Raw genomic sequence first — 23,818 nt, 5'->3', positions numbered from 1 at the left:
CCCATATCAAGTCCCATATCAAGTTTGTCTTGTGGTTTTTTTCTGTCAGACTGTCTGCTGGATTGATATTACTTTTCAGACGAAGGAGTGACTAAGTGGGTTTTGAGATTACAGCTATTGCATTGGTAGTCCTGATTGCTGTGCTGATTAGCACCGGTGTCAGGATGATTCCACAGGGCTTTCATTACACCGTAGAACGTTTTGGTAAATACACCCGAACACTGCCCCCCGGTCTGCACGTCATCGTGCCAGTTGTTGACAGGATTGGTAAAAAAATCAATATGATGGAGCAGGTTCTTGATATACCCTCACAGGAGATTATCTCTTCTGATAATGCCCAGGTAACGACAGACGCCGTTTGTTTTTATCAGGTGCAGGATGCCGTTCGTGCATCCTATGAGGTTAATGAGCTTTATCGGGCCATGCAGAATCTGGTGATGACCAACATCCGTGCGGTTCTGGGATCCATGGAACTGGATGAGATGTTGTCCAACCGTGACCGCATCAACAATATGCTGTTGGTTAAGGTGGACGAAGCCACCAGCCCCTGGGGCGTGAAAGTGACTCGGATCGAGATTCGGGATATTGCGCCTCCAAACGACTTGGTGGAATCTATGGCTCGGCAGATGAAAGCAGAGCGGGAGAAAAGGGCTCAGATCCTTGAAGCAGAAGGGAGTCGGGAGGCAGCCATTAAAGTGGCAGAAGGTGAAAAACAGGCTCAGATTCTAAAGGCAGAAGGTGAGCTGGAAGCCGCCAAAAGAGAAGCTGAGGCCAGGGAAAGACTGGCGGAAGCAGAAGCAAGAGCGACAGAAGTCGTTTCTCAGGCTATTGCTAACGGAGATGCCAGGGCCATCAATTATTTTGTTGCCCAAAAATACGTGGAGGCATTACAGTCTGTTGCGGCCGCGGAAAACAGCAAGACCATCATGATGCCACTGGAAGCCGGTAATGTGATTGGTTCCCTGGCGGGCATTAAAGAGCTGATGGACGATTTGAAGAAAACCCCCTGACAGGACTCGCAAGCACAATGGATTTTCTAAATACTTTACAACCCTGGCACTGGCTGATTGTTGCGTTTCTGTGCCTGGGACTGGAAGCCCTGGGTGCCGGTGGTTTCCTGTTGGGCAGTGCGGCAGCGGCTTTTTTATTGGCGGCGCTGCTGTGGCTGCTGCCTGAAATCAGTTGGGCCTGGCAGCTGGTCTGGTTTGCCGTAGGCAGCCTGATCTTTACGGTGGCGTACTGGAAGTTTTTCCGCCGGGTGAATGAAAAAAGTGATTACCCTCAGCTGAATCAGCGTTCTGCACAATTGATCGGTCGGGTGCTGGTTCTGGAACACGACCTGTCGGGCGGACAGGGAAAGATCCGGGTGGGTGATACTCTCTGGTCCGTCAAAGCGTCCGGAGATCTTGAGAAAGGCTGCTCGGTGATCGTCACAGGTACAGAAGGGATGATACTTCTGATCGATAAACATAGCTGAATAGGAAGGATAGGTATTGGGACTACTAAAAACAACCCTGCTTTTTATTAATCAAAATCTGTTGAAGTTGAGTTGGCTGGCTTTGCTTGCCCTTTTGTTGCTGTTATTTTTTGGCAGCTGGTTGTTAATGTTTCTGGCCGGAGAGCCCGAGCTGGCGGCTCCACAGAACTGGTTTTATTTTTTTGTGACTTCGGCGACTACAGTGGGTTATGGCGATTTCAGTCCACAGACAACCGGCGGAAAATTGACCGCTTCATTTCTGCTCATGCCAGGCGGTGTCGTGGTTTTTGCCGGTTTTCTTGGCAAACTGTCTTCATTTTTTGTTGAGTTCTGGAGGAGAAATATGAAGGGGAAAGGCGATTATTCAGCATTGACTGGACATATTGTAATTTTGGGCTGGCATCCTGAAAGGACGCCCAGAATGATCGAACTGATTTTCGGGGATACCCGCAGAAAAGAGCGTCAGGTGGTGCTCTGTGCTACAGAAGAAATGGATAACCCTTTTCCTGATCAGGTGTTGTTTATTCAAGGCAAGAAGCTCTGCGAAGCGGAGCTACTCACTCGGGCAGGCGTGACCCATGCTGACCGGGTTATCATCTACCGCGCCACCGATGACATGACACTGACCAGTTGCCTGTCTGTTGCAGCGCTGACAAAATCCGCTCATATCGTAGCCTGGTTCGAACAGGAGCATGTGGTCAAACTGCTTCAGTCTCACTGTCCGCAAGTGGAGTGTCATACCAGTATTTCCATGGAAATGCTGGTGCGCTCGGCCCAGGATCCTGGTTCTTCACGCATCCAGGGGCAGTTACTGTCAACGCTGATAGGCCCTACACAATACAGCGTTAAAGTCCCTGAGGACTTTGGCGGCGTGCGTTTCAGCCGATTGCTGGAATTTATGAAGAAACAGCACGAGGCCATTGTCCTTGGCGTGGCTGAAACGGCCACCGGCGACGACCTTGTTCTTAACCCCAATGGTGAACAGCGGGTAACCGCAGGCCAGTTGGTGTATTACATGTCAGCAGAGAGAATTCGCACCGGGGAAATTCGCTGGTGCGATATTCAGGAATAGTGAGTTACCCCGACCAACATTTTACGCCTGATGATAATCAACCTGACCGTTCTGGAATACAATAAATTCTCCGGACTTCATAACGTTCCAGGACTCGTTGGTAGTCAGAGGTTCGGTGGCCACCACGGTGACAATATCGTTTTTTGTTGTCACCTTTTTAAAATCAACACTTAATGAATCATCCTTCAGCGTTGCTTTTTCAAAGGGTGCCCTGCGGGTGATCCAGCTTAATTTGGTGGAGCAGAAGCAATAAAGGTGTTTTGAATCCGTTAATAGCATGTTGAACACCCCCAGCTCTCTTAATTCCAGTGCCAGTTTATAGATATAGCGGTGCAGGGTTGCAGCCCGGGCAGGGGGCTTGGGAAAGCGTTTCCTGAGCTGGCACATTAGCCAGCAGAAAGCATGCTCGCTATCCGTGGTGCCTACTGGACGGTAATAGCAAAGTGGCTCTTTCTTGATACCTTTAAGCTGGCCATTATGGGCAAAAGTCCAGTTTCGCCCCCAGAACTCCCGGGTAAAAGGATGGGTGTTTTCCAGGGACACCCGCCCGGCATTGGCCTGGCGGATATGACTGATGACAATATCGCTCTTGATCGGATAATTCCTGACCAGTCTGGCTATTTCAGAATCGCAGCTGGGGTGAGGGTCGCGAAATTCACGGACACCTGCCCCTTCATAAAAGACGATCCCCCAGCCATCACTATGGGGACCGGTGCGTCCACCTCTCTGCATCAAGCCGCTAAAGCTGAAGCAGATATCGGTGGGTGTATTGGCGCTCATGCCCAGCAGTTCACACATCTCAACTGTCCGTTCTTATTGTTTCCTGATACTCGTTGTCCCGGTTACAAAAATACATCAGCAGGTGGGTTCCTGCCTTTTGGGCGGTTGCTGGTGACCAGAGGGCACCGGTGCTTTTTTGGCTTTTACCGGTAGGATAATGGCGATTAGAAGGGCTGCCCCAGCCGTTATCAAAGTGATCAGTCCTGCCCTGGTCATGGCTTCAACGCCATGGGTCATGCCATCATACATCATAGTGAACAGCGCGGGAGACAGCAGATCGGAACCTGCGGTTAACCACCAGGGTGTATAAAGCAGCGCCGCAGCTGCAAAACGCAGTGCCCGTTTGACGCGCACGGACAATCTTCTGGTGATCAGGATCAGGGAGACCAGACAGCCCGTTGCACCGACCAGGTAGGCAGCCCAGCCCAGAATAAAATGTGAACTTGTCATTCTTTCTCCTGAATGAAGGTAATTGAAAAGAAAATTCAGGTAGTCGATCCTGAGGTGCCGTCGATAAAAACTGAAACAATTGTCTATATTAATGCTGGTGTTAATAATTGGAGCCACTTTAACACATGTTTTCGGCATTTTGATCTTTGTCGAAGATCGCGGAATCAAATCACAACAATAACCCAAGAGGATGGACACTATGGCCAATCTATCTGGGATTGCCTCCTGGTTTGACTGGCTGGCACTCCTCTCGCTGATCGTACTTTGGGCAGGATATACCTTTTTTGCCTATCGAAAAGGGCAGGCGACTTCCTGTCTGGCCAGCGTACTGGCACTCTACAGAAGAGACTGGATGTACCGGTTGCTGGGCAGGGACAATCGAATAGCTGACGCCAGTCTTCTGGCCAGTCTTCGGGCATCGGTCAGCTTCTTTGCTTCCACCAGTATTCTGGTCATGGCGGGCCTGATTACGGGCATCGCGGCATCAGAAGAGGCGGTCGGTGTTTTGTCCAGCATGCCTTTTGTGACAACCAATACCCGTGAATTATGGGAACTCAAGGTATTGGTGATGCTGATTATCTTTGTCTACACCTTCTTTGAGTTCACCTGGAGCCTCAGGCTGTACAACTTTACCTGTGTGCTGATGGGCAGTGCTCCCCTGATGCAGGATATCAGTGGCAATAAACTGGAGCAGAAAGAGTTTGCAGACAAGGTGGGTTATATCATGACCCTGGCGGCCAACCACTTTAACTATGGTCTGCGAGCCTATTATTTTTCCCTGGCCACACTGTCCTGGTTTATTCACCCGTCCCTTTTCATAATCAGCACGGTCACGGTGGTGGTGATTCTGTATCGTCGGGAGTTCCATTCCAAAGTGCTTGATGCGCTCTCTGTTGATACCAAAGAATAGCGTTTAAAAAAATCCAATAGTCTGCCTTGAAATCCAAAACCCTGTCCCCACATTAGTTTCAAAGTAATTTGTAATCAGGCTGACTGCTCAGAAGAACCTTCTGAACGGCGGCCTCTGCCAGAAAGCAATGTAGAGGGTCAAATGACTGTCGAAGCCAAAAAAGAAACACTGGGTTTCCAAACCGAGGTCAAGCAACTCCTTCACCTCATGATCCACTCCCTGTATTCCAACCGTGAAATCTTTTTGCGGGAGTTGATCTCCAACGCTTCCGATGCTGCGGACAAACTGCGCTTTGAAGCACTGCATAAGGATGGCCTGCTGGAAAGCGATCCCAACCTGGATATCCGTGTTGATTTTGACAAGGAAGCCAGAACCATCACCCTGGCTGACAACGGCATTGGTATGAACCGTGAGGATGTCATTGCTCACCTGGGCACCATCGCCAAGTCCGGCACCGCTGACTTCCTGAAACAGCTGACCGGTGACCAGCAAAAAGACTCCCAGTTGATTGGCCAGTTCGGTGTCGGTTTTTACTCTGCTTTTATCGTTGCCGACAAGGTCACTGTTGAAACCCGCAAAGCCGATGTATCGGCTGATGAAGCCGTTCGCTGGGTGTCCGATGGTTCGGGTGAATTCACGGTTGAAGGCATCAGCAGGGAAAAGCGTGGCACCGCCATCACCCTGCACTTGAAGGATGATGCCGAAGAGTTTGCTGACAGCTGGCGCCTGCGTAACATTATCCGCAAGTACTCTGACCATATCTCCATGCCGATTCTGATGGTCAAGCAGGATATGCCTTCAGAAGAAGAGGAAAAACAGGAAGACAAAGCGCTTGAGTGGGAAACAGTGAATACCGCCAAGGCGCTGTGGACCCGTTCCCGTTCCGATATTTCTGACGAAGAGTACAAAGAGTTCTACAAACACATCAGCCACGACTTTGCCGATCCCATGAAGTGGAGCCATAATCGTGTTGAAGGCAAGCTGGAATACAACAGCCTGCTGTTCATTCCTGCCAAGGCGCCTTTCGATCTGTATAACCGCGATATGCAGAAAGGCCTGAAACTCTACGTTCAGCGCGTTTTCATTATGGATCAGGCCGATGAATTCCTGCCCATGTACCTGCGCTTTATCAAAGGTGTGGTGGATTCTAACGATCTGTCCCTGAACGTCTCCCGTGAAATCCTTCAGAAAGATCCTGCTGTCGACAGCATGAAAGCGGCATTGACCAAGCGTGTTCTGGACATGCTGGAAAAAATGGCCAAAAAGGAAGAGGAACAGTATGCACAGTTCTGGCAGGAGTTTGGTCAGGTACTGAAAGAAGGTCCTGCCGAAGATTTTGCCAACCGTGAGAAGGTCGCCAAACTGCTGCGTTTTGCTTCCACCGAGAGCAAGGGCGCTGATCAGGATCAGTCGCTGGAAGGCTATGTTTCCCGCATGAAAGATGGTCAGGACAAGATCTACTACATCACTGCTGAAACCCACAATGCGGCGGCTAACAGCCCTCACCTGGAAGTGTTCAGGAAGAAGGGCATCGAAGTGCTGTTGCTGAGCGATCGTGTTGATGAGTGGCTGATGTCTCATCTGAACGAATTCGATGGCAAGCAGTTTGCCGACATCGCCCGCGGTGACCTGGATCTGGGTCAGCTGGACGATGAAGACGACAAGAAAGCCCTGGAAGAGAGCGCCAAAGAGAAGGAAGACCTGCTCAAGCGCGTCAAAGATGCCCTTGGTGATCAGGTTGAAGAAGTTCGGGTAACGCACCGTCTAACGGATTCACCGGCCTGTCTGGTCGTGGGTGAGAACGATATGGGTGCCCAGATGCGCAAGATCATGGAAGCTGCCGGTCAGGCCATGCCTGAAGCCAAACCGATCTTTGAGATCAACCCGGAGCATCCTTTGATTACCCGTCTGGATCAGGAAGCCGACGAAGATCGTTTCGTTGACCTGTGTCGTGTGGTCTTTGATCAGGCTAACCTGGCTGCAGGTGGCCAGCTGGATGATCCTGCCAGCTACGTTCAGCGTTTGAACAAGCTGCTGTTAGAAATGTCAGCCTAAGAACGGTGGGAACTGGAACTTGATGTAAGTTCCAGTTCCCAACAGTTCAGTTACTTGACCCGTTTATTCCATCCTGCCTTAACGTCGTCCTTAAAGTCTGACCAGCCTTTTTTGACACGGTGCTCTAACTCATTCAACTCTTTTCTCGCTTTCAATTTAATGCGCTCAGATCTTGAGTCCGTGTACTCCAGTTTGACATCAATGCTGGCCTTTTCTGACTTGTGCCTGAGATCACTGGCGGTTCTCATCAAGTTCTTAAGGGTGAGTACCTGACACAGGTATTCAGTGATGGGCTTAAACTCTAGAGCCACGTCTTCTAAAAACTCGGCCAGTTGATTAAGCAGACTGCCCAGGGTGGGGGTGAATTCGACATCCCAATTCTGAAAATGTCCCCTGTCGGGTTGTTGTGGGTTCTTAGTCTCAGACTGATGCGTTCTCCCTGAGGGTTGTTGTCCTTCTACTCTCATAAACGATACCTCCCTGGTCGTTTGAATGATGCATGACTCAGAATAGGTGAGAGAACTCCGGGGGTAGTACACGACTATAGTCGATAAGACAAAAGGCTAACTTGACAAAATTATTGCCAGTTCAGTCCATTGTCTCCAGTTTTGATCTACGCTGTACTGAGGCTAGAACCGGTTTTTTTGATCGACAGTGGCATTCATACATGAAGTCCGTCCGTGCTGTGTATTTGTCAAAATGGCTGACTATTTTGTTAGCGCTGCTTCTGATATCGGGCTGCAGTTTGCAGTCGTCTCCCATTCTTTATCCAAAAGGACCGGTTGCCGAAACCGAGCGGGATTTAATGTTTCTGGCGACAGTCATCATGCTGTTCACCTTGCTACCCGTTTACCTGATTACTTTCTGGTCATGCTGGCGTTATCGAGCCAAGGGTAAGGGGAGCTATCGGCCAGACTGGCACAAGTCTGTTTTCGTTGAGCTGTTTATCTGGGTCGGCCCGCTGGTCATTGTCGTTGTAATAAGTATTCTCGTTGTTATTTACACCTACCGACTGGATCCCTACAAACCCCTGGCCAGTGATAAGAAAGCGTTCAGGATTCAGGCAGTGGCACAGAACTGGAAGTGGCTTTTTATCTATCCAGACCAGCAGGTAGCGGTGGTCAATGAGCTGGCTTTTCCCAGTGACAGAACCCTGAATATTGAAATTACTTCAGACACCGTTATGACATCGTTCATTATTCCTGCCCTGGGTGGCCAGATTTATGCCATGGCCGGGATGACCACCCACCTGAATCTCAAGGCCTATGAACCTGGTCGTTTTTCTGGAAGAAATACTCAGTTCAGTGGTCGGGGCTTTCCCCATATGGTGTTTGACGTTCAATCGCTGTCTGAAGGCGATTTTAAACAATGGCTCGATAAGGTCAAAAAAGCGAATAAACGACTGGACTCGATCAGTTATCAGGAGCTGATCAAACCTGAGGAAAAACACCTGGTTGAGTATTACTCCTGGGTTGAACCGGAGCTGTTCAGTCAAATCATTGCTAAATACACCGGCGCAAACGGTGCCTTACCTCTGCAAAAACCCCGAAGTCTGGAGTAAGCCATGTTAGGCAGATTGACCATTGACGCACTGCCACTCTACAGCGGGATTGCTATGGGAGGCGCTGCTGTTGTCGTGATGGCCGTGCTGTTAACAGCTCTGGCCGTAACCTGGGCAGGTAAATGGCGCTATTTATGGGAAGAATGGCTGACCAGTGTCGATCATAAGCGAATCGGCATTATGTATATCCTGCTGGCCCTGGCCATGCTTGCCCGGGGGGTTATTGAAGCGATCATGATGCGAGCCCAGCAAGCCATTGCCCTGAATAATGGTGGGTATTTGCCGCCGGAGCATTTTGAGCAGATTTTTACTACCCACGGCACCATCATGATCTTTTTTGTGGCCATGCCGTTTCTTACCGGTCTGATCAATGTCGTCGTTCCTCAGCAACTGGGTGCCAGGGATGTCGCTTTTCCCTTCATGAATTCGGTCAGTTTATGGCTGACTGCGGCTGGGGCCGGGCTGGTGAGCATTTCTCTGGTTCTGGGCAAATTCTCAACGGCGGGCTGGACCGGGTACCCACCTTATTCAGGTGTTGGCTTCAGTCCGGGAGTTGGGGTGGATTACTGGATCTGGGCACTGCTGGTCAGTGGTGTGGGCAGTACCCTGACTGGCATCAACTTCATAACGACCATTTTGAGATGCCGGGCTCCGGGCATGAAACTGATGCAGATGCCGTTGTTTGTCTGGACTACTTTCTGCACCAGTATCCTGATGGCCTTTGCCTTTCCAGCCCTGACAGTAGTAGTAGCTCTGCTGGGACTGGACCGGACACTGGGGATGCACTTTTTCACTAATGAGCTGGGTGGCAATATGATGAACTTTGCCAACCTGATCTGGATCTGGGGGCACCCTGAAGTTTACATTCTGATTCTGCCGGCATTCGGCGTTTATTCTGAAGTAACGGCGGTATTTTCCAAGAAAAGGCTGTTTGGTTATCGTTCGTTGGTCTACGCCACCATGGCTATTGGGCTGTTGTCGTTCACAGTATGGTTGCATCACTTCTTTACCATGGGCGCCAGTGCCAACGTCAATGCCATATTTGGTATTGCCACGATGATTATTGCCGTTCCCACAGGCGTTAAAATATTTGACTGGCTGTTCACCATGGTCAGGGGACGGATTGTTTTTCATCCCGCGATGCTGTTTACCATCGGTTTTATTATTACCTTTGTGATAGGGGGAATTACCGGAGTATTGCTGGCTATCCCTCCGGTGGACTACCTGATGCACAACAGTACCTTTTTGGTGGCGCATTTTCATAACATGCTGATACCCGGTGCCTTGTTCGGCTACTTTGCTGGCACTCAGTTCTGGTTCCCCAAGGCTTTTGGTTTCAAGCTGAATGAGTTCTGGGGCAGGATGGTGTTTTGCTTCTGGTTTATCGGTTTCTATCTGGCCTTTATGCCACTCTATGCCCTTGGACTGCTGGGGATGCCAAGAAGACTTGAGCAATACACCCATCCCGATTGGCAGCCTTTTCTGCTGGTGGCCTTTATCGGCGCCTGTTTTGTGCTGGTGGGTGCTTTCAGTGTCTTTATGCAGTTTTACGTCAGTATCAGAGACCGTAACGAAAACCGGGACCTGACCGGTGACCCATGGGATGGCAGAACCCTTGAGTGGGCCACCTCCTCACCGGCAGCACCTTACAACTTTGCTGTCATTCCCAGGGTCAACGCCGTTGATGCTTTCTGGGAGATGAAAAAGAAGGGGGAGGCCTATCATTTTCCTGGCCAATATAAGCCTATCGTCATGCCCGCTAACACCGGAGCAGGTGTGTTGATCGGTCTGTTCGGGTTTTTGGTGGGGTTTGCTTTCGTCTGGTATCTGTGGTGGCTAGCCATTCTCGCCATGATTGGTGCTATGACGACAGTGGTCGTCAGAAGCGGTAATGATCACAGTGAGGAGATTATTACGTCGGAAGCAATCATGGCCATTGAGAGTCAACGTAAAGCTCAGTTGATGTCCGCAGGAAAGCCCTTATGAATCAGGAAATGCTTCAACAAGCCTTGATTGAACACCATAAAGAATGCCTGGATAACCGGGAGTTCGGGTTTTGGCTTTACCTGATGACAGATGCGATTATCTTTGCTCTGCTGTTTGCCACCTATGTCAGCATGTTCAGAAATACCGCTAACGGTCCTGAACCCATCAATCTTTTTGATCTCAGGCATGTTTTTCTTGAAACCGCTTGTCTGCTGATCTCCAGCGTTACTTTTGGTTTTGCCTGGTTGGCTGCAATCAATAAAAAACGACCATCAGTCATCTTCTGGTTAATCATCACCGTCGTTTTTGGTGTTTCTTTTGTCCTTCTGGAAGTCGTTGAGTTTTTAGAAATGATCCGGGAGGGAGCAGGCCCCCAGGCCAGTGGTTACCTGTCGTCTTTTTTTACTCTGGTTGCCACCCATGGTATCCATGTAAGTATTGGCATGACCGGTATCCTGATGATGGCTCTACAGGTCGTCATAAAAGGGCTGACGCCTCAGGTCTGCTCCAGATTGTTTCGCCTTGGCCTGTTCTGGCATTTTCTGGATATTGTCTGGATCGGGATCTTTTCTGTGGTTTACCTGCCGGTATTCATTTAGGAGGCCGTCGTGCAAGCACATGAACATAGCCTGAAGGACTATCTCACAGGGCTGGTACTGGCGATCATCCTGACGGTTATTCCTTTCTGGGTCGTCTGGTCCTCGGCTTTCCCGGCAAAACCACTGTTTGCCATTATTGCGCTGTGTGCTTTGGTTCAAGTGCTGGTCCATTTACGCTTTTTTTTAAACATCAGCCTCAAGCGCACGGGCAAGGACTATCTGACAGCGCTGTTTTTTGCCGGGGTCCTGATTTTTATCATGGCAGGTGGAACCATCTGGATACTGTTTGATCTGAACTTCAGAATGATGTGAGTAAGAGCAGGCAGCAGCGGTTCTGCTGCCTGTAGAATCAGGCGATAATCAAGCGACAATCAGGCGACAATCAGGCAACAATAGCGTTATATTTTTTCGCTTCCTTGGCGTGAATAGCCAGTCCTCCCAGTGAGGTTTCACGGTATTTGGCCTGCAAGTCCAGACCGGTTCGGTACATGGTTTCGATGCAGCTGTCCAGTGATACCGCGTGAGTACCATCACCACGCATGGCCAGGCGAGCCGCGGTGATCGCCTTGATGGCCGCCATACCATTTCGCTCAATGCAGGGGATCTGAACCAGACCGGCAATAGGGTCACAGGTCATACCCAGATGGTGCTCCATGCCGATTTCTGCGGCATTTTCCACTTGTTCAATGGTTCCTCCCTGAACGGCTACCAGGGCTGCTGCCGCCATGGAACAGGCCGATCCCACTTCCGCCTGACAGCCCGCCTCTGCACCAGAAATGGAAGCATTCATTTTGATTAATGAGCCGATGGCTGCCGCGGTAGCGATAAAGTCACGGATACCCTGAGTATTATTTCGAGAAATAAACCGGGTGTAATAAGCCAGTACCGCCGGGATCACTCCGGCTGCACCATTGGTTGGTGCAGTCACTACTCGGCCACCACAGGCATTTTCTTCATTGACGGACATAGCAAACAGGGTCACCCAGTCCATGATGGCAAAATGGTCGCTCAGCATCGCTTCGGGATTGGCCATCAAGTGTTTGTGCATATTGGCAGCCCGACGTTTAACACCACTCACAGGCAGGTGACCTTCCTGGGACAGTCCGCGATCAATGCAGGCTTTCATAACCGCCCAGATGCTGTCGATTTTGTTATTAACCGTATCAATATCGCCATTGTGTCGGGCAAGCTCATTGGCCAGGGCCAGCTGGGCAATGGACAAGTTATGCTTACGACAGAGTGTTAACAGTTGTTCGCCTGAACGGAAAGGGTAGGGAATGTCAATCGGGTCAGGGCTTTCTTCAGAGTGGCTGGACGTTTCGGGCTGGGAAAACTCCTCCAGCGTCTTGATAAAACCACCACCAATGGACAGGTAAGTATTCTCATGAATAACCATACCGTCGCTGTCTCTGGCCAGTATTTGCATGCCATTGGGGTGCTCGGGCAGACAGGTTTCGTTATGAAAAACCATCTGGGTGTCGTAGTCAAAACTGACAGTGTGTTCTCCAGCCAGCTTGATTTGCTGCTTCTGTTTGATCTGCTCGACGATATTATCGGCCTCATCGGGGTCAACCGTGTCAGGCTGAAAGCCAGCCAGGCCCAGCATAGTGGCCTTGTCAGTGCCGTGACCGTGGCCTGTCAGGGCAAGAGAGCCGTACAAGTTGACTTTAACGGTGGCAGCTTTATGGATACTTGTTTTTTCACGAAGCTCGGACAAAAAACGCTGGCCCGCCCACATGGGGCCAACCGTGTGTGAACTGGAAGGACCAATACCAATCTTGAAAATGTCGAAAATACTCAGCATGACGCTCTGTCAACTTTTGGTTATTGTCGTCTAGTGTGATGGATAGCCAGACGTTTATCAGTACGAATATGTACACAGTCCGCCGAGAGTAACCGAGATCAAATCAGCTGTGAATCGCCATCTCAGCAATGGCAAGAGTGACACCCTGAACGGGGTTTGGGTGCCATTGATAGAGGGGGCAGCTTCCATTCTCCTGCTGACTTAATGATAAAAAAATGCAGCCCAGCGGGTAGGAAAGGTTTTTCTTTCCTTAATGAATTGCAGCAGGGTTTTCAGAGGCATTAATTTCAGGGAAGCCCTGGCTTTCTGAAAGCCAAGACCGTAGACAGGGTCATCACTGTTTTCTATCGCCATGATCCGGAACTGTGCGTTTTTTGTATCCTGATTTTTCAACCAGATGTACTCCATCATGACACACATACCTTCTTCGACTTCCAGGGGCAGATCACGATAGTTGTTGTAGAAGAACCAGGCATGGGTTAATTCATGGATGGCTACGGTCTGAAAATGCTCTTCCGGCAGATGCTTTTGAATCAGAATATCGTTGAACTCTCTGGCTATGACCTGACCATTTGCTGCCGTAGAAGTGCTCCATCGGGTCAGGCCCAGTATTGGCCTTTCATTATGGAAGTTATGTCGGCTGGCTTCCCGGAGTTCATTTCGGCCACACAGTGTTAACGGTGTGCTGGATTGATGTAAATTTAATCCTACAGAAGCGAGGGCAGAGCGCATCTGTTCCATGATTTTGTCCCCCTGTTCCTGACTGATAACACCGCGAAGATTGCAGAGGTTGCAGATCACCAGTCCATCCGGGAAGGACATGCCACCATCGGTAATGTTTTTGCAGACTATCCGGCTGCAACTTGAGCACTGGGTGTAATCCTCGTGCAGTTCACAGAAGGCATTACCCCAGAAATCCATCAAATAATGTTTACTGAGGGGTTTGCGGCAGACTTTACAGAGGGGATTATTCTGTTTTTGGTAACAGTCTGGATGCCAGGGCATACCATCGTTTTCTATGTATCTATCTTTGATGGTTTTTCGGCATCCGGGGCATTTCAGGCACCGTGGATGAAAAGGACGGCCATTAAAGCCAACAAACGATTTGTTCAGTAGCGGCTTTTTACAGGTTCGGCAGTTAAAACAGTGTGGATGCCAGTGACTGCCAAGGGCTTCCAGAACATTTCCATGGATTGGCTTTCGACAGCTCTTGCAGATATTCATGTCCTTCCCTGGCATGTGATGCTTACTCAATCATTTTAGCGGCAGCGGGTTAAGGCTGTTGATGATTCAGAGATAATGATTTTCTGTCATTTTCCTTAACCGTCTGGCCTCAGTGTGGTAGTACTGGCTGGTGGTATTGATAGAGTCATGGCCTGCAAAGATAGCCAGATCTTCTATATCCATCTGATGGGCAAGATGGGTCAGCGCCGTATGTCGCAGGGCGTGAAAAGGCATGGTTTTAAATCGACTTGCCCGTTGGCAGCCAGGGTTGTCAGCCCCACCGCAGAAATCCATAAAATTTTGCCACCAGAAGCGTAAACCTCTGGAAGAAAGCCCGCCTATTTTACCCTGGATTCTGCGTGCTCTTGGGGCCAGTGGAAAATCATTCCCCAGCAGCCCTTCATAGTGAAACCTTTGTCTGAATATTTTGATCTCTTCAATAAGCTTATTATTCAGTGGCAATTGACGACGCTTTCTGCCTTTTCCCAGGATGCTGAGAAAATAGCCGCCCTCACTATCTGGATGAATATCATTACAACTATGCCCGGTCAGTTCAGACTCACGAAGTGCGAGACTGTAACCCAGCATGATGATATAGCGTGTTCTTGCCGACTCTGATTCAGAGACGTGCTCACTTTGTCTGTGCAGTTCAAGGCAATTCAGCAAGTGTTGCCATTCCCCTTCATGGAAGAATCGAATAGTGGATGTGCCTCTGGCCAGCTTTTCTCCGGAACGGATCAAGGAAACAGCAGGGTTACCCAGTGTGTATCGATTTTTCTCCAGGAAAGAGAAGAAAGATGAAAGTACGTCAATGATCTGGTCGGTGCTTTTCCCTGGTTTGATCGATGTTTTAAACAGTATTCTTTCCGGTTGTCCGGGGAGGACTCCTTTTTTTAACCAGCGGTCCGGCAGATTTTGCACATGGTGAAGATACATCTGAAGGTGCTTCAGACGTACTTCCTTATAATTCAGACCCATATCCTGGTACAGCCAGGCGCTGAAACGCAAGATTTCTCGTTCGTAGCGCCTGAGTGTCTCGCTAGAGCGGGCGGCAGATTTGTTCAAAAACAGAGTCAGAATTTCACTGTCATTGACAGCGCCTGTCATATCAGTGCTTAACGATGATAGGTCGTATTGATGGTCAGGATGAGGCAGGCGCAGAAGTTCTGAAAGGGCAGGCAAGCTCATGACCTGGCCTCTTTGTTTTGTTCAATGTTTTGTTCAATGGTGAGCTTTAGAGCATCGTTATAGCCTTTAAGTCGTTCAACTTCGCGTTCTAATGTTTTTGTTGAATCAAGCTCTTCTTGCAACGTCTGGTTTTTGAGTTCAAGGGCAGCCTGGTGTTTCTTAGACGCCTTAATAGCATCCTGGTCATGTCGGGCCTTTTGTTCTGTATCCATCAGCTGTCGTACGGCATTGGAAATAGCCTCGGTGGGCAGGTTCAGAAGTAATGTCAGCTCCTTGATGACTTGCAGCTGTGGTTCTGATTCTTTGACGATGGCCTTGTAATGATTCCTTTCTTCGCAGGCTTCCAGATGGGCCCTGGACTTGGCTTCCAGTCGATATTGGATTTCGTTATGGGCCTTCTCAGTGGCCAGCCCGCACTCTTTTTGCTTCTCAAGCTTTGCTTCGATATCGGTTCTTAGTCGACGCTCACTGTCGACCGTTTTGATCCAGTGATTGACTTGTGACTGGTACTGGCTGTCGAGTTTGGTTTCAAGGAAGGTGAGGGCGTTGGCGTGTTCTTCTTTGCTGGCAGCAAGGGCTTCCTCGTGCTTTTTATTCTTTTCAATCTCTGCGTTTAGCTGTTCCTTTAATTGAATAATGCTTTTCTCACACTCTGAATGTTGCAGGCTGAGTTTCTCATTGTTTGCTTGTAACGCCTCATTTTCACCGGCTAATTGCTCCAACTGTTGCTTCAAACCCATTTTTTCTTCAGTCAGTTGTTGTACTACCTGTTGAAGCTCATCAATTTCCTGATTGGCCTGGTCTTCAAAGTCACGCTGCGAGGCGGTTGCATCATGTTTCCATTGAATGAGCGAGCGCTTCAGGACACGCACCAGGTCAGCAGGTAATTCTTCATCTGCTTCCTTCTGGGCATCATCCAGAAAGCGCCATTCATTGTAATAAGGCAGAACCGTCTGTTTCCCCATTTTGGCAATGCGGGCCAGCTTATCGGCATTGATGCGCTCACCCCGGGCCTTGAGGTCGTCCAGGACTCTGAAAACCAGCTCTCTGCGCTGAATATCCTTCTGATTCTCGCTATCGGCCTTGTTATCCATGATTGTTTATCCAAAACTGAACTGTTAATACCAGTATTATAATACTGGTATTAATAGTATTAAAGTTATTCTTTTACTACCGGTAACTGAACTTACCGGTAGTAAATAACGGTTTTTTATGAAAAATCTAAAGATCTGCTTTGAGTCCGATTGCGTACAAAGACACTCTGCCAAACGACACACGATGAGGGTTGAAAATGGATAGAAGAAGGTTCATGCAGCTTGGCTTGGCTTGCAGCTTAATCCCTTTGGTTGCACTGGATACCGGGGCAGCCCCAGCAGCCACTGATGAGGTTCAGGAAGACGATCCTCAGGCTAAAGCGCTTAACTATGTGAAGAAGGCTTCCGAGGCCAAAGGCAATCCAAAATATAAGGAGGGGCATATCTGCAAAAACTGTATGTTCTTTGAGCCCAGCAAGAATAATGGTTGTACACTTTTTGCCGGTCGCAGAGTAGAGGAGGGGGGGTGGTGCGCAGCCTGGGCTGCAAAACCTGAGTGAGGTCAGACCCTGTTGAACGCTTTTAAACGACACACTTTTAAACTACCAGAGTCAGACAAGTAATAAACCGCAATGTGGGCTCAAGCTGGGTGGGCTCAAGCTGGGAAAGCCGTTCTGGCGACAACTCCCATTAGCAGCATTACTGAGCCCAAAGGGAGTCTTCATCTAATATTGCGCGCTTTAGATTTTATTTTTTCGACCAGCTTTTTACCTTTGGGAGTCAAGGTCAGCTTGAAATAACGACCATCGTCTTCATGTTGAGCCTTTCTAATAAGACCCAGACCAGGACGGTCATGACGGCCTTCGCCCAGACGCTTGACACTGACAGCAATATCACTGGGTGTGCCACAGGTCAGCTTTTCAGCATTTACCAGGTCGGTTATAGTCTCACCAGGATTTTCAGCCACTACCAGCAGGATCTGCCATTGGATGATAGTAAGTGGGTATTCCTGAAGCAGGTGGGTAAGTTTAATCAGACCTTTTAGTGTCATTATTAATCTACCTTTTGGTTAAGTTATAGGTACGTTGTGAGCTGAGGGCGTCGTATACTTCTTGTTCGCCAGCCTCTAAAAGCGTATCGCACAACGGGTGCGACAATAGAGGTACCAGAACAAATATTAGACAGTTTTATACTGATCTGGCAAATTTTAAGAGTCAGGTCGTCTATTTTAATGCAAACGTAACCCCGTTGTTACACTTCGAAACAAGTAAGGCCGTTATTGACCCATGATTAAGAAATGTCTTTTTCCTGCTGCTGGTTACGGGACACGCTTCCTGCCCGCGACGAAATCCATGCCCAAGGAAATGATGCCCATCGTCAACAAACCCCTGATTGAGTACGGCGTTGATGAAGCCCTCCAGGCCGGACTGCAAGAAATTTGTATCGTGACAGGTCGTGGTAAACGGGCTCTGGACGACCATTTTGATATTAATTATGAACTGGAACACCAGATTCAGGGAACAGCCAAGGAAGAAACCCTTTCGGGTATCCGGGGTTTGATGGACGAATGTACCTTTTCCTATACACGACAGCGTGAAATGAAAGGGCTGGGCCATGCCATTCTGACCGGAGAAACCCTGGTCGGAGATGAACCATTCGCTGTCGTTTTAGCCGACGATCTCTGTGTTAACCTTGATGGCCAGGGTGTTCTGTCCCAGATGGTTGAACTCTACAAACAGTTCCGTTGCAGTATTGTCGCCATTGAGGAAGTACCTGCCGAAGAGGCGTACAAGTATGGTGTGATCAGTGGTGAAATGATCAAGCCAGGGCTCTACCGTGTCGAGGATATGGTTGAAAAACCTGCTCAAGGTGAAGCGCCCAGCAACATGGCCATTATTGGTCGCTATATTTTAACGCCGGATATCTTCGATATTCTCAGAGAAACCCCGCCGGGCAGTAATGGTGAGATCCAGATAACAGATGCCCTGCGTGAGCAATGCAAGACGGGTCTGGTGCTCGCCTATAAGTTCAAGGGAACACGCTTTGATTGCGGCAGTATTGAAGGCTACATAGAAGCAACTAATTTCTGCTATGAGAATATCTATAAGGCGGAGGTCAGGTAAATACAGTTTGTAAATACAGTTTAAGGAGACCGGCTTGCAGAGCCGGTTTTTCGATAATTATAACTACGCATAATATATATTATGTTAAATGCGAAATATGATCCAAAAATTGATTCAGAGGCATTGATCATTTCTGCGTCAGCTTAACGTAAGATGTTTTTTCCTTGGAACTATTCAGGATTCAAGACCCTCTTCCTCTGTTTTATGGAACTTTTTTTTATTCACTGGTCAAAGCACAAGTACCCGTAGAGGGTGACTTACCTGCATCATGGGTAAGGCTAGGAAAATAAAGCGATGGACAGATTAACTAACACCTCATGTTCGGGATCAAGCCAGTCTGGTTATAGTGCTAAAAGCGATGCAAATGGGAATTACGGCACTGCCTAATGCAGAACCGTCAGACCTCTGAGCGGTGAGCCATCTGGAATCCTTAAATATAGATTGCACTCTATATAGATTGCGATCTATAATCACGTCAGAGATAATTAAGCGTCAATTATGTGGGCAATACTTAACCGACCACTCTTTGTTGATTGGTTTAAAACGTTAGATAGTAAAGACAAGGTTAGTGTCAGGGCATCCCTTGGATTACTACAAGAAATAGGGCCGACTCTACCTCGACCATACGCTGACACTTTGGAAGGCTCCAAAATCAGCAACCTGAAAGAGTTACGCGTGCAAAGTAGTGGAAAGCCTATCCGGGTTTTCTTTGCTTTTGATCCCGAACGCCAGTGTGTTGTCCTGTGTGGAGGAGATAAAACTGGTGACAAGCGTTTTTACAAGAAGATGATCCCTATCGCAGAGAGTGAATTTGAGGAGCATCTAAAGGAGCTAGAGAATGAAAAGTCAGCCACTAAGCGCACTTGACGATCTAATGACAGAGGACGAACTGAGACAAGCTCATCAGAAAACTTCTGAGATGTTGCTTGAACTCAATCTGGCTGAAATACGCCATAGTGTTCAAATGTCACAGGCACAAGTTGCCAAAACTATGGGTGTAAAACAACCCACCATTGCCAGTCTGGAAAAGAATGGCAAAGACGTAAAATTGCTTTCCCTAAAGCGATATGTAGAAGCACTCGGTGGCCAATTACGCATCGATATTGAGATGCCTGATGGCCATCACTTTGGTATGAAAGTTTGACATCCTGCCCGCCGTGAACGACGGGGATTCCTACTATTAGATGGCAATGCCCTGCCGCAGTGTATCCCTTACCAATAACGGGATACACCTTATTCGACAATCTGCTCTACCTTTCGGATTGTCTGGGAAAGTAATAGTCATCGAACCTGAGATGCATGTTTCTGCTGAAGATACAACAGCCCGAATGATAGTACAGCCAACGTTGAGGCGTCAATAATCAAAGCCCATGCGCTTTGATAGCCAAAGTCTTCAATAAATGACCCCATAAACATGTACGTTGGCATCAGCCCTATATTTCGGATGGTGAGCAAGGTGCCGCTGATTCTTCCCCGGTGACTGGCTGGAGATTGATTGGCAATGTAAACGCCTTCTTTGGTTAAGAGTAAAACCTCAGCAGCTGCAAGGAAAAACCAGGCAAAAAACTGCATGGGTATATTGGCATATGAGATGACCAAACCATAGCCGATCACAAAGAGGACTCCTGACATAGCCAAGCTGTTCAGTTCGCAATGACGAGAAGTCAATCTCATCAGAACAGGCGTGATAAGCACCACGGAAATACTTGCAAAGGTCATCAACTGACCAAACAGAATAGCTCCTTCTTTATCAAAGATAAGGCTGTAATATAGAGGACTGGTCAAGGTCATTTGGTTCAGGGTAAACCAAAGCAAGGTACATAAAATTCCAAACACTAGCAGACGAGGTCGCTCTTTGAGTATCGGCCAAACTCCTCCATCTGTACTCTTTTCCAGCTCAGATATCTCTTGCTCATCCTCAATGTGCTGAGGCTTGTCTTTGACGTAGATTATAGGCAAGATAGCTCAGCGACATAACGGCATCACGATTTTCAGGATTAGAATGGTCGGCAACCAAGGCATTGCTGGCCGGTACTGCGATACCTATGAAAAAGTACCCCAGGAACAATAGCCCCGGTGCAACCAGATGGTGCTCTGCAAAAAATCCGCATGAGATAAGAACCAAAGCACCAAGCAGTTCGCCAATCACCATAATATTTTTATGGCCGTAAGCATCAGAAAGTTTGCCACCCAAGAGGCTACCAGCCATGTAGGTACCTGTCACAACCATGACTAACGTACCCGCCTCGGAGGTTGAATAACCCTGTTTTTGAGTGAGCAGGAGTACCATGAAAGGGATAATAAAATTGCCCAATCCCAGAATAAATCTCGCAATGGCAAGATAATAGATGTGCTTCGGCAACCCCTCATATAATGAAAAAATAGTACTGATCCGTTGTAGCATGCTTAAGCCTTTGTTTTCTGTTGTTGTCATGATTTTTCAGTGGTCGTTAACCCTACTATGCTTCGGCTTTTACACCCTACGCTTATCTTTCTAGCTGAGATAAAAATTTTCTCAATAGCTGATCCAGCTGCTTTCTCTCTGCCTTCGACATTCCCGATACGAGTTTCTCTTCATTCTTTAAATGCTCAATAACGGCACTTGAGATGAGCCTATGGCCCTCGGAGGTCAGTTGAACGAATTTGCTTCTGCCATCATTTGGATTATCTGTTCTCTGAACAAGTCCCCGTTTTTCTAGTTGGTTCATGCGGTGGGTCATTGTACCCGAGGTTACCATCAGAGAAGAAAACAGATCGGTTGGCGCAAGACAATAAGGTGCCCCCGCTCTTTTTAAAGTGGCTAGTACGTCGAACTCCCAGCTATTGATAGAAAATTGTGAAAAGACTTCCTCCAGCTTTGGTTGCAACAATGAAGAGCAACGTTTCAGTCGCCCTATCGTTCCCATGGCTGCCGTGGCCAGCTCCGGGCATTCTTCTTTCCATTGATTGAGTATCTCATCTACGGCATCGGTCTGATATTTCAAAATGCATCCTTTTGTTTTCATTTATCTTGAAGTTAAGATAAAAACGCTTTAAGGTGCATTATATCTTAACTTCAAGATAAATGAGAAAAACAATTTAACCATGAAAAGATTACCTCTTTTATTAGCGACAGCATTGGCTCCGGTCATTTGGGGGTCTACTTATATTGTCACTACAGAGTTTTTGCCAGCAGACAAACCCTATATGTCAGCTTTTATACGGGCATTTCCGGCTGGGATAATTTTGATATTGATAAGTCGCTCTTATCCAAGAGCCAGAGAGTGGGGAAAAATCATTTTATTAAGTGCCCTGAACATCACTATTTTTCAGGCAGCTCTGTTTATTGCCGCCTATCGACTTCCAGGTGGGATTGCAGCCGTCATTGGAACTATACAACCTTTGATTGTGATTTGGTTGATCTGGGTTATGGACAAAAAAGCACCATCCAGTTTAACCATTCTCGGTTGCATCTCATGCATCGTTGGCATGTCATTGCTTCTGCTTACGCCTGCCGCATTAGCAGAACTGGATGCTTTAGGTGTAATAGCGGCTTTTACAGGGGCAGTCTGCATGGGTCTGGGAACATTTCTTGCGAAAAAGTGGACTTTTTCTATCAGCATCACTGGCTTTAGCGGCTGGCAGCTTTTCCTTGGCAGTCTGATGCTGCTGCCTGTTGCTGCGTATGAGGATCTACCGCTGCCAGCATTGACGGCAGAGCATATTGTTTCTTACGTTTATCTGTCTGTCATTGGAGCGGTGGTTGCCTATTTTCTTTGGTTCAACGGTGTTAAAAAACTATCAGCTGTGGCTGTTTCAGTCCTGGGTTTACTGAGTCCGCTGACCGCAGCGTTATCAGGCTGGTTCTTCCTGAATGAAAGCATGTCGTTTATATCACTGCTTGGTTTTGTAATAGTTTTGACGAGTATTCTGCTGGTTCAGAAGTCAGTTACTGATTGACTGTTAAACCCCGTTCATCCTGAGCGGAGTCGAAGGGCGCTCAGGGTGAGTTCCAGAAGCGTTCGTATTTGACGTGGACTATGTACGCTTTTATTGCGTACAACTTGCTAATAGACGCTACTATGATGTACAATTTGAATACGTACAAATAGGAGGGTTTTAAAATGCCTCAGATCCCAGTAGAAACTAACGACCGTATGTCACTACGTATTGCCTCAGACGAAAAATCGCTGTTAATGCGTGCAGCTGCTTTACAGCACACCAACTTGACTGAGTTTGTGCTCCGCAATGTGATGTCAGTAGCCCGGAAGATTATTGAAGAGAATGAGCGACTGGAGCTGACCGAAATAGACAGTCTGCATGTTCTGGATCTTTTAGATAATCCGCCGGCGCCCAATGATAAATTGATGGCCGCAGCATTTGCTATGCCGAAACCATCATGACATTACCCATCTGGCACGAAGAACCCATTGGCAAACATCATGATCGCAGTGCTTTCGACTGTGGAGATGGGTCGTTGAATCAATTTCTATACCGCCACGCTAGGCAAAGCCATGAAAAAGGAGGAGCCAAAACCTACCTTGCTATTAGCGAGCACAATGAAAAGATATTGGGCTACTACAGCCTAAGTCCCGCTTCCATTGCCTATGAACGTGCACCGGAGGTGATTAAACGCGGTCTGGCTCGACATGATGTGCCGGTATTTCGGCTTGGCCGTCTCGCGGTAGACACCTCAGTTCAGGGACACGGGCTGGCCGGCCAATTATTGCTGGCAGCTGGAAGGCGTTGCTTGTTGGTAGCGGCTCAGGCTGGCGGGGTTGCATTGCTGATTGATGCCAAGAATGAACGTGTTGCCGGGTGGTACGCCAGCTATGGGGCTGTTCCATTGTTAGATGCTCAATTATCTTTGCTTTTACCATTCAAAACGATACATGCAGCGCTAACCACAGCGGGGAAGCTTTGAATGAATACAGGGCAGGATTCTGACCTAAGCAGCCACCAAGGGGTAAGCGTGCTTTAGTTTCTCCGCCAGAACCTCATTGTGCTTCGCCAACCACATGTCATTCATAAACTGAAGGTTCAGCCAAAACTCTGGAGTCGTTCCTAAAACCTTTGCCAGTAAAAAAGCGGTTTCCGCAGTCACCCCGCGCCTGCCGCCGCACAGTTCGTTGACTGTCTTCCGGCCAACGCCCATCGCTTTTGCCAGTTTGCCCTGGGTGATTCCAAGGGGTTCCAAAAACTCTTCTTTGAGCATAGTGCCTACGCTGGTAGGTTGATGAGCTGGGATTTTCAGTGCTTTAGCCATGGCTTTACCTCTTATCTGTATGTATGGGGATCCAGATGGAGACCGTGAGCCTCTCCCGCTTCCCATTGGAATATCAGACGGTACTGTTTGTTCACACGAATTGAGCACCAGATTTTTAGCTTTCCTTCCAAATGTTCAAACCAGAAAGAGTAGTTCATATTCAACTGGGCAAGGCACTTAGTTATTGAGATGAGTCTATGGCCCTCAGAGGTCACTTTCAGTTATGGATAGAAATAACTGTGGATTAAGTACCAGATAATCTCGAGATATCTGTAGACTAAGGCAATAACTCTAGACTAATCCTACTTCG

Annotated in this window: 29 protein-coding genes; 16 read left to right on the top strand and 13 right to left on the bottom strand. The window is 48.2% G+C overall.

Annotated elements, in window-relative coordinates; genetic code table 11:
- Window positions 1–95 precede the first annotated feature (95 nt).
- From K7B67_RS09005 to K7B67_RS08995, 3 genes are read left to right on the top strand one after another with little or no spacing between them, the layout of a single operon-like run.
- Window positions 96–1,010, top strand: coding sequence for an SPFH domain-containing protein (locus tag K7B67_RS09005; RefSeq protein ID WP_252180016.1), 915 nt, complete (start codon window positions 96–98; stop codon window positions 1,008–1,010).
- A gap of 17 nt (window positions 1,011–1,027) precedes the next feature.
- Window positions 1,028–1,477 carry an NfeD family protein gene (locus tag K7B67_RS09000; protein ID WP_252180015.1) on the top strand — a complete coding sequence of 150 codons (450 nt, stop codon included), beginning with the start codon at window positions 1,028–1,030 and terminating at the stop codon, window positions 1,475–1,477.
- A 16-nt stretch (window positions 1,478–1,493) separates the two neighbouring features.
- Window positions 1,494–2,549: a potassium channel family protein gene (locus K7B67_RS08995; protein ID WP_252180014.1), complete on the top strand. Its 1,056-nt coding sequence runs from the start codon at window positions 1,494–1,496 to the stop codon at window positions 2,547–2,549.
- Between the two features lie 21 nt (window positions 2,550–2,570).
- On the opposite strand, the gene K7B67_RS08990 is transcribed toward K7B67_RS08995, so the two are convergent.
- Together K7B67_RS08990 and K7B67_RS08985 are read right to left on the bottom strand one after the other, a co-directional pair.
- Window positions 2,571–3,347 (bottom strand): class II glutamine amidotransferase, encoded by a 777-nt coding sequence (locus K7B67_RS08990; protein WP_252180013.1) that lies wholly within the window; start codon window positions 3,345–3,347, stop codon window positions 2,571–2,573.
- A 57-nt stretch (window positions 3,348–3,404) separates the two neighbouring features.
- Window positions 3,405–3,779 (bottom strand): hypothetical protein, encoded by a 375-nt coding sequence (locus K7B67_RS08985; protein ID WP_252180012.1) that lies wholly within the window; start codon window positions 3,777–3,779, stop codon window positions 3,405–3,407.
- A 199-nt stretch (window positions 3,780–3,978) separates the two neighbouring features.
- Here K7B67_RS08985 and K7B67_RS08980 point away from each other — a divergent pair, with 199 nt between their 5' ends.
- Window positions 3,979–4,689 carry a DUF599 family protein gene (locus K7B67_RS08980; protein ID WP_252180011.1) on the top strand — a complete coding sequence of 237 codons (711 nt, stop codon included), beginning with the start codon at window positions 3,979–3,981 and terminating at the stop codon, window positions 4,687–4,689.
- A 141-nt stretch (window positions 4,690–4,830) separates the two neighbouring features.
- Window positions 4,831–6,744, top strand: a complete 1,914-nt coding sequence (gene htpG / locus K7B67_RS08975; protein ID WP_252180010.1) for a molecular chaperone HtpG — start codon at window positions 4,831–4,833, stop codon at window positions 6,742–6,744.
- Window positions 6,745–6,794: 50 nt separating this feature from the next.
- On the opposite strand, the gene K7B67_RS08970 is transcribed toward htpG, so the two are convergent.
- The gene (locus K7B67_RS08970) at window positions 6,795–7,211 is read right to left on the bottom strand and encodes a hypothetical protein (RefSeq protein WP_252180009.1); all 417 of its coding nucleotides are present in this window, start codon (window positions 7,209–7,211) and stop codon (window positions 6,795–6,797) included.
- A 200-nt stretch (window positions 7,212–7,411) separates the two neighbouring features.
- Here K7B67_RS08970 and K7B67_RS08965 point away from each other — a divergent pair, with 200 nt between their 5' ends.
- From K7B67_RS08965 to cyoD, 4 genes are read left to right on the top strand one after another with little or no spacing between them, the layout of a single operon-like run.
- A complete protein-coding gene (locus K7B67_RS08965) occupies window positions 7,412–8,305 on the top strand; it encodes a COX aromatic rich motif-containing protein (protein ID WP_252180008.1) in 894 nt (297 codons plus the stop codon).
- 3 nt (window positions 8,306–8,308) lie between these two features.
- Entirely contained in the window at window positions 8,309–10,291 is a 1,983-nt protein-coding gene (locus tag K7B67_RS08960) for a cbb3-type cytochrome c oxidase subunit I (RefSeq protein ID WP_252180007.1), read from the top strand.
- Entirely contained in the window at window positions 10,288–10,890 is a 603-nt protein-coding gene (gene cyoC / locus K7B67_RS08955) for a cytochrome o ubiquinol oxidase subunit III (protein WP_252180006.1), read from the top strand. Before K7B67_RS08960 ends, cyoC begins: the two co-directional genes overlap by 4 nt.
- A 9-nt stretch (window positions 10,891–10,899) precedes the next feature.
- Entirely contained in the window at window positions 10,900–11,202 is a 303-nt protein-coding gene (gene cyoD, locus K7B67_RS08950; RefSeq protein ID WP_252180005.1) for a cytochrome o ubiquinol oxidase subunit IV, read from the top strand.
- A gap of 70 nt (window positions 11,203–11,272) precedes the next feature.
- Here cyoD and K7B67_RS08945 read toward each other — a convergent pair whose 3' ends face one another.
- From K7B67_RS08945 to K7B67_RS08930, 4 genes are all read right to left on the bottom strand, one after another.
- A complete protein-coding gene (locus tag K7B67_RS08945; RefSeq protein WP_252180004.1) occupies window positions 11,273–12,694 on the bottom strand; it encodes an L-serine ammonia-lyase in 1,422 nt (473 codons plus the stop codon).
- A gap of 201 nt (window positions 12,695–12,895) precedes the next feature.
- Window positions 12,896–13,918 carry a protein DA1 gene (locus K7B67_RS08940; protein WP_252180003.1) on the bottom strand — a complete coding sequence of 341 codons (1,023 nt, stop codon included), beginning with the start codon at window positions 13,916–13,918 and terminating at the stop codon, window positions 12,896–12,898.
- A 66-nt stretch (window positions 13,919–13,984) separates the two neighbouring features.
- A complete protein-coding gene (locus tag K7B67_RS08935; protein WP_252180002.1) occupies window positions 13,985–15,106 on the bottom strand; it encodes a tyrosine-type recombinase/integrase in 1,122 nt (373 codons plus the stop codon).
- A complete protein-coding gene (locus K7B67_RS08930) occupies window positions 15,103–16,200 on the bottom strand; it encodes a DNA-binding protein (RefSeq protein ID WP_252180001.1) in 1,098 nt (365 codons plus the stop codon). The genes K7B67_RS08935 and K7B67_RS08930 overlap by 4 nt, the downstream gene beginning before the upstream one ends.
- A gap of 197 nt (window positions 16,201–16,397) precedes the next feature.
- Here K7B67_RS08930 and K7B67_RS08925 point away from each other — a divergent pair, with 197 nt between their 5' ends.
- Entirely contained in the window at window positions 16,398–16,700 is a 303-nt protein-coding gene (locus tag K7B67_RS08925) for a high-potential iron-sulfur protein (RefSeq protein ID WP_252180000.1), read from the top strand.
- Window positions 16,701–16,861: 161 nt separating this feature from the next.
- On the opposite strand, the gene K7B67_RS08920 is transcribed toward K7B67_RS08925, so the two are convergent.
- Window positions 16,862–17,191 (bottom strand): hypothetical protein, encoded by a 330-nt coding sequence (locus K7B67_RS08920; RefSeq protein WP_252179999.1) that lies wholly within the window; start codon window positions 17,189–17,191, stop codon window positions 16,862–16,864.
- Between the two features lie 235 nt (window positions 17,192–17,426).
- Between K7B67_RS08920 and galU the strand changes: the two genes are divergently transcribed.
- The 3 genes from galU to K7B67_RS08905 all read left to right on the top strand — a co-directional run bounded on the left by galU (window position 17,427) and on the right by K7B67_RS08905 (window position 19,407).
- On the top strand, window positions 17,427–18,263 hold the full coding sequence (galU, locus tag K7B67_RS08915; RefSeq protein WP_252179998.1) for a UTP--glucose-1-phosphate uridylyltransferase GalU: 837 nt from the start codon (window positions 17,427–17,429) through the stop codon (window positions 18,261–18,263).
- A 498-nt stretch (window positions 18,264–18,761) separates the two neighbouring features.
- Window positions 18,762–19,130, top strand: coding sequence for a type II toxin-antitoxin system RelE/ParE family toxin (locus K7B67_RS08910; RefSeq protein ID WP_252179997.1), 369 nt, complete (start codon window positions 18,762–18,764; stop codon window positions 19,128–19,130).
- Entirely contained in the window at window positions 19,102–19,407 is a 306-nt protein-coding gene (locus K7B67_RS08905; RefSeq protein ID WP_252179996.1) for a helix-turn-helix transcriptional regulator, read from the top strand. The genes K7B67_RS08910 and K7B67_RS08905 overlap by 29 nt, the downstream gene beginning before the upstream one ends.
- A 137-nt stretch (window positions 19,408–19,544) precedes the next feature.
- Here K7B67_RS08905 and K7B67_RS08900 read toward each other — a convergent pair whose 3' ends face one another.
- Genes K7B67_RS08900 through K7B67_RS08890 form a run of 3 tightly spaced genes read right to left on the bottom strand, consistent with a single transcriptional unit; the run spans window position 19,545 to window position 21,268 of the window.
- Complete coding sequence (locus K7B67_RS08900; RefSeq protein WP_252179995.1) at window positions 19,545–20,222, bottom strand: MFS transporter; 678 nt, start codon at window positions 20,220–20,222, stop codon at window positions 19,545–19,547.
- On the bottom strand, window positions 20,182–20,697 hold the full coding sequence (locus K7B67_RS08895; RefSeq protein ID WP_252179994.1) for an MFS transporter: 516 nt from the start codon (window positions 20,695–20,697) through the stop codon (window positions 20,182–20,184). The genes K7B67_RS08900 and K7B67_RS08895 overlap by 41 nt, the downstream gene beginning before the upstream one ends.
- A gap of 52 nt (window positions 20,698–20,749) precedes the next feature.
- Window positions 20,750–21,268, bottom strand: coding sequence for a MarR family transcriptional regulator (locus K7B67_RS08890; protein ID WP_252179993.1), 519 nt, complete (start codon window positions 21,266–21,268; stop codon window positions 20,750–20,752).
- 79 nt (window positions 21,269–21,347) lie between these two features.
- Between K7B67_RS08890 and K7B67_RS08885 the strand changes: the two genes are divergently transcribed.
- From K7B67_RS08885 to K7B67_RS08875, 3 genes are all read left to right on the top strand, one after another.
- Entirely contained in the window at window positions 21,348–22,202 is an 855-nt protein-coding gene (locus tag K7B67_RS08885; RefSeq protein WP_252179992.1) for an EamA family transporter, read from the top strand.
- A gap of 164 nt (window positions 22,203–22,366) precedes the next feature.
- Window positions 22,367–22,645: a DUF1778 domain-containing protein gene (locus K7B67_RS08880; protein WP_252179991.1), complete on the top strand. Its 279-nt coding sequence runs from the start codon at window positions 22,367–22,369 to the stop codon at window positions 22,643–22,645.
- Window positions 22,642–23,166 (top strand): GNAT family N-acetyltransferase, encoded by a 525-nt coding sequence (locus K7B67_RS08875; protein WP_252179990.1) that lies wholly within the window; start codon window positions 22,642–22,644, stop codon window positions 23,164–23,166. Before K7B67_RS08880 ends, K7B67_RS08875 begins: the two co-directional genes overlap by 4 nt.
- 24 nt (window positions 23,167–23,190) lie before the next feature.
- On the opposite strand, the gene K7B67_RS08870 is transcribed toward K7B67_RS08875, so the two are convergent.
- Window positions 23,191–23,508 (bottom strand): HigA family addiction module antitoxin, encoded by a 318-nt coding sequence (locus K7B67_RS08870; RefSeq protein WP_252179989.1) that lies wholly within the window; start codon window positions 23,506–23,508, stop codon window positions 23,191–23,193.
- Between the two features lie 11 nt (window positions 23,509–23,519).
- Window positions 23,520–23,723, bottom strand: coding sequence for a type II toxin-antitoxin system RelE/ParE family toxin (locus tag K7B67_RS08865; RefSeq protein ID WP_256484812.1), 204 nt, complete (start codon window positions 23,721–23,723; stop codon window positions 23,520–23,522).
- Window positions 23,724–23,818 lie beyond the last annotated feature (95 nt).

It is taken from the genome of Endozoicomonas sp. 4G, from assembly GCF_023822025.1.
Classification (GTDB): domain Bacteria; phylum Pseudomonadota; class Gammaproteobacteria; order Pseudomonadales; family Endozoicomonadaceae; genus Endozoicomonas_A.
The sequence above is the reverse complement of the archived record's forward strand: the minus strand, read 5'-3'. Positions and strand labels throughout refer to the sequence as shown.

What these genes read in the sequence shown, in the direction of transcription:
- K7B67_RS09000 (WP_252180015.1), top strand. Translation starts at nt 1,028, where the DNA reads ATGGATTTTCTAAATACTTTACAACCCTGGCACTGGCTGATTGTTGCG.
- K7B67_RS08990 (WP_252180013.1), bottom strand. Translation starts at nt 3,347, where the DNA reads ATGTGTGAACTGCTGGGCATGAGCGCCAATACACCCACCGATATCTGC.
- K7B67_RS08985 (WP_252180012.1), bottom strand. Translation starts at nt 3,779, where the DNA reads ATGACAAGTTCACATTTTATTCTGGGCTGGGCTGCCTACCTGGTCGGT.
- K7B67_RS08980 (WP_252180011.1), top strand. Translation starts at nt 3,979, where the DNA reads ATGGCCAATCTATCTGGGATTGCCTCCTGGTTTGACTGGCTGGCACTC.
- htpG (WP_252180010.1), top strand. Translation starts at nt 4,831, where the DNA reads ATGACTGTCGAAGCCAAAAAAGAAACACTGGGTTTCCAAACCGAGGTC.
- K7B67_RS08970 (WP_252180009.1), bottom strand. Translation starts at nt 7,211, where the DNA reads ATGAGAGTAGAAGGACAACAACCCTCAGGGAGAACGCATCAGTCTGAG.
- K7B67_RS08965 (WP_252180008.1), top strand. Translation starts at nt 7,412, where the DNA reads ATGAAGTCCGTCCGTGCTGTGTATTTGTCAAAATGGCTGACTATTTTG.
- K7B67_RS08960 (WP_252180007.1), top strand. Translation starts at nt 8,309, where the DNA reads ATGTTAGGCAGATTGACCATTGACGCACTGCCACTCTACAGCGGGATT.
- cyoC (WP_252180006.1), top strand. Translation starts at nt 10,288, where the DNA reads ATGAATCAGGAAATGCTTCAACAAGCCTTGATTGAACACCATAAAGAA.
- K7B67_RS08945 (WP_252180004.1), bottom strand. Translation starts at nt 12,694, where the DNA reads ATGCTGAGTATTTTCGACATTTTCAAGATTGGTATTGGTCCTTCCAGT.
- K7B67_RS08940 (WP_252180003.1), bottom strand. Translation starts at nt 13,918, where the DNA reads ATGAATATCTGCAAGAGCTGTCGAAAGCCAATCCATGGAAATGTTCTG.
- K7B67_RS08935 (WP_252180002.1), bottom strand. Translation starts at nt 15,106, where the DNA reads ATGAGCTTGCCTGCCCTTTCAGAACTTCTGCGCCTGCCTCATCCTGAC.
- K7B67_RS08930 (WP_252180001.1), bottom strand. Translation starts at nt 16,200, where the DNA reads ATGGATAACAAGGCCGATAGCGAGAATCAGAAGGATATTCAGCGCAGA.
- K7B67_RS08925 (WP_252180000.1), top strand. Translation starts at nt 16,398, where the DNA reads ATGGATAGAAGAAGGTTCATGCAGCTTGGCTTGGCTTGCAGCTTAATC.
- K7B67_RS08920 (WP_252179999.1), bottom strand. Translation starts at nt 17,191, where the DNA reads ATGACACTAAAAGGTCTGATTAAACTTACCCACCTGCTTCAGGAATAC.
- galU (WP_252179998.1), top strand. Translation starts at nt 17,427, where the DNA reads ATGATTAAGAAATGTCTTTTTCCTGCTGCTGGTTACGGGACACGCTTC.
- K7B67_RS08910 (WP_252179997.1), top strand. Translation starts at nt 18,762, where the DNA reads ATGTGGGCAATACTTAACCGACCACTCTTTGTTGATTGGTTTAAAACG.
- K7B67_RS08905 (WP_252179996.1), top strand. Translation starts at nt 19,102, where the DNA reads ATGAAAAGTCAGCCACTAAGCGCACTTGACGATCTAATGACAGAGGAC.
- K7B67_RS08895 (WP_252179994.1), bottom strand. Translation starts at nt 20,697, where the DNA reads ATGACAACAACAGAAAACAAAGGCTTAAGCATGCTACAACGGATCAGT.
- K7B67_RS08890 (WP_252179993.1), bottom strand. Translation starts at nt 21,268, where the DNA reads ATGAAAACAAAAGGATGCATTTTGAAATATCAGACCGATGCCGTAGAT.
- K7B67_RS08885 (WP_252179992.1), top strand. Translation starts at nt 21,348, where the DNA reads ATGAAAAGATTACCTCTTTTATTAGCGACAGCATTGGCTCCGGTCATT.
- K7B67_RS08880 (WP_252179991.1), top strand. Translation starts at nt 22,367, where the DNA reads ATGCCTCAGATCCCAGTAGAAACTAACGACCGTATGTCACTACGTATT.
- K7B67_RS08875 (WP_252179990.1), top strand. Translation starts at nt 22,642, where the DNA reads ATGACATTACCCATCTGGCACGAAGAACCCATTGGCAAACATCATGAT.
- K7B67_RS08870 (WP_252179989.1), bottom strand. Translation starts at nt 23,508, where the DNA reads ATGGCTAAAGCACTGAAAATCCCAGCTCATCAACCTACCAGCGTAGGC.